3 protein-coding genes and 1 pseudogene are annotated in these 2,980 nt (G+C 59.4%); 2 read left to right on the forward strand and 2 right to left on the reverse strand.

Going from position 1 to position 2,980, the window contains the following annotated elements; genetic code table 11:
• The first annotated feature begins 396 nt into the window (after positions 1 to 396).
• Complete coding sequence (locus AC1U2B_RS28535; RefSeq protein ID WP_480219431.1) at positions 397 to 543, forward strand: hypothetical protein; 147 nt, start codon at positions 397 to 399, stop codon at positions 541 to 543.
• On the opposite strand, the gene AC1U2B_RS28540 is transcribed toward AC1U2B_RS28535, so the two are convergent.
• Both AC1U2B_RS28540 and AC1U2B_RS28545 read right to left on the reverse strand, forming a co-directional pair.
• The gene (locus tag AC1U2B_RS28540) at positions 531 to 1,016 is read right to left on the reverse strand and encodes a MarR family winged helix-turn-helix transcriptional regulator (RefSeq protein ID WP_043401039.1); all 486 of its coding nucleotides are present in this window, start codon (positions 1,014 to 1,016) and stop codon (positions 531 to 533) included. The two genes, AC1U2B_RS28535 and AC1U2B_RS28540, sit on opposite strands and share 13 nt — an antisense overlap.
• A 720-nt stretch (positions 1,017 to 1,736) precedes the next feature.
• Positions 1,737 to 2,210, reverse strand: a complete 474-nt coding sequence (locus tag AC1U2B_RS28545; RefSeq protein WP_480219432.1) for a hypothetical protein — start codon at positions 2,208 to 2,210, stop codon at positions 1,737 to 1,739.
• A 425-nt stretch (positions 2,211 to 2,635) separates the two neighbouring features.
• Between AC1U2B_RS28545 and AC1U2B_RS28550 the strand changes: the two are divergent.
• Positions 2,636 to 2,759: pseudogene (locus AC1U2B_RS28550) on the forward strand (IS21 family transposase); the annotation flags it as partial.
• Between the last annotated feature and the right edge of the window lie 221 nt (positions 2,760 to 2,980).

Raw genomic sequence — 2,980 nt, forward strand, 5'->3', positions numbered from 1 at the left:
ACCTTTTCAAGTCCAGTGGGTCCCGCTCATGAGCGGGACCCACTGTCGTCTGGTGTCGCGAGGGGTCGCCAGACATGCAGCGGCCCCCGAGCTTTGGATTCTGGTGGGGACGGACCGACCGGCTCGGGGGCCGGGGGCTGTGGGGAATTACCCAGCGCACGTAGTCCATTCACCTGCGCGCAGAGCAAAGCTGACCGACACCCTCACATGCCCATGAGTCAATCAGTCTCTCGGACCACCGCATTCCTTGTGCGCGAGCGACCCGCACTCCCGAGGTCTGAGGCCGATATCGGCTTTTCGCTTCCCGCTCAACCGCAGCGCAGGATCGCGACGTCTAGCGGTCAGTGTGACGCTCGACAGCAATCAGATACCCTGTGCACCAACGAGTTCAGCGAAGTGGACCGGACTCTCCTGGCATTGCACGTCAGGTCCGCGCGCCTCATCAGCGCACCGCTCGACGTCATACCCAACGACCCGGCCGCGAAGATGCCAACCGCGCGGTTCGCGGTTCTGGAGATCGACGATGACTCCTACTGGGGGTAGGGATCCAATTCACGCATCCGCTTCAGGTGAGCTCGTTGTATTTCGTCCGTACGGCTGAGGAACCCGACGATCAGGGCAATCTCCGTCGCGTTGTAATAGCTCAACAACATCTTGCCGCCCTGATCCAGCAGCGGGGAGACGAGTTCCGAGATACGGCGAGCAGCCAGATCCGTGGCCAACACGACTACTCGGCGATGATCAGTCGGATGTAACGAGCGACTGACGTATCTCAGCTTTTCCAGGCGGTTGAGCACGATCGTGGTGCCGGCGGCAGTGAGACCGAGCCGGTCGGCCAGAAGTCCCGGCGTCGTTGCCTTCTCGCCCGTAAGGAGAATGTGTAACAGGGCACGTAGATCGGTGTGATTGACGCCGAGCATCCTCATCAATTCGTGCGCCAATTCGTCGACGGATCCATGAAAAGATTCCAGTCTTCTCTTCAAGTCTGCAGCGATCCGAGCGAGTTCAGTTGCCATCGGACGAAAGACCTCCCCCAAGGTTCTCCACTAGACCTGATCATAGCGACGGTCGAGTGGCTCCGGACGCCATTATTGACGCTTTAGCTAGAACTGTCGATGACCAACTTTGACACCGCCCTGGCGGGCAATACCTGCTGGTCACGGACCTCAACTTTTCCGCGTGACCCCAGAAGTGTCAGCAGCTGCGTTGTACCAAACACTCGTGGGGCTGGCGCTGGGACGTGTTGGACTTGGCGGCGAACCGCGCCAGACCGCGGGTTGGAAACCCGGAAACCACTGGACTCATACAGGGAGCACCTCTTGCGTGAAACCCGGGTGATCTGTGTTTGATGAGCATGCGGAGTTGGAGTGCTTACGCCAAGAAAAAGATGTCGCGTTGCGCAGTATCCGTGGCATCGGTGGCTTGGATTCATAGACAGGTACCGGTGCCTATTTCGATGTGCAAACGTCAGCTTCCGCGAGGTGAACGACCCCGCCGGGCTGGGGTTCATTCACAAATGCAACCGACAAGTGCGAATAAGAGATTCGGGAGAGAATAATCTTCTCCCTTCGAGATGGTGACCGGAAAATAGAAATAACCCTCGACTGGGCTGGTCATTCAGCCCAGTCGAGGGCTATTCACCGCTGCACTTCCCCAGGCCCTGCGCTGAGTCTGACCCTAATCCGATCAGCGCCGTCCATATGTACAGTCGGCTATTTCTTGCGCGCCATCCGGAGTTAGGTGACGGTCGTGGTGGTGAGCGTCGGAGACGGATTCGGGTAGCACGCGGTTGCGACGTCGATTTGAGGAAGAAGCGGCGGTTTCACGGTAGTGGTGAAGGTCATGCCGGGGTTGCTGTAGCTGTTGCCGGCGTAGTTGCTGGTAACTGAGCCGGGAGCGTTGGCCGTCACGTTGATGGTGACCGCAGGCGGCGTGTACGTCGCGCCACCGGAAATTGGGCCGGGAACGGTAAGCACGACATTGCTTCCCACGAGGGCCGTCGTGCCGGGGACCGATCCACCCGATGCGCTAGAGGAAACATATGTCGAGTTGGCCGGCACCGGGATGAGCATCTTCATGTTGCTGATCTTGACGACCGTAACACCAGCCGCCGACGTCGGAACCGTCGATGAACCCGGTGCAATGGTAATGGCCACAGGAGAACCCGCAGTCACCGAACCCGGCGCGGTGGTAGTAACCGAGGTTGTCATGCTCGACGTCCCAACCGAGGCCTGACAACTCCAATTCACAGAGACGGCTGCATGTGCCGTTCCGGCGAAACAAAGTGCGGCAGCGAGCGCCATCGGAGTAATGGCGCCGGCACGACGCAACATGGACGCATTCGATCGCATAGTTATCTCCAAGAGGTGAAGGTAGCGACGTGGGCGAGGTGCCGCGCCGCATTAGAGCGAAGAAAACATAACTCGCCTCCAGTCAAATTCCGTGCACATATTGAATACGTTTCGATGACCGTGTCGCATTCATTATTCGCAATTAGTTATTCGATATTGAGAATTGCACAAAAGAAAGTAATTACTAGAAAGCTATTGAATGCGGCATTTCATGACACCCATCGAGCGCCTACGTGTCCATAACCTCCTCGAGAACTACAGCTGCTGCCCGGTTCGAGTTCTGCCATGCCCGCACCCGAGTGATCCCGGGCCGAGGCCCCGATCACCGATCGCGGGGTGATGGGGAGCCTGCCGCCGGTGGCGCCGACGACCGGAACCACGCTGAGCGCCCGGTTGGGCCGCGACTACTAAGTGGCGATCACCTCGAGGGCCTATTCGGCGCATCCCGGGGCGCAAGTGAATCACCCACGCGCGCTGGCGAATTCCCCACAGCCCCCGGCCCCCGAGCCGGTCGGTCCGTCCCCACCAGAATCCAAAGCTCGGGGGCCGCTGCATGTCTGGCGACCCCTCGCGACACCAGACGACAGTGGGTCCCGCTCATGAGCGGGACCCACTGGACTTGAAAAGGT

The sequence above is a fragment of the Mycolicibacterium sp. P4_G11 genome (assembly GCF_056555145.1).

Excerpts from the sequence above, each read along its gene's own strand:
- AC1U2B_RS28545 (WP_480219432.1), bottom strand. The coding sequence starts at position 2,210 with ATGACAACCTCGGTTACTACCACCGCGCCGGGTTCGGTGACTGCGGGT.
- AC1U2B_RS28540 (WP_043401039.1), bottom strand. The coding sequence starts at position 1,016 with ATGGCAACTGAACTCGCTCGGATCGCTGCAGACTTGAAGAGAAGACTG.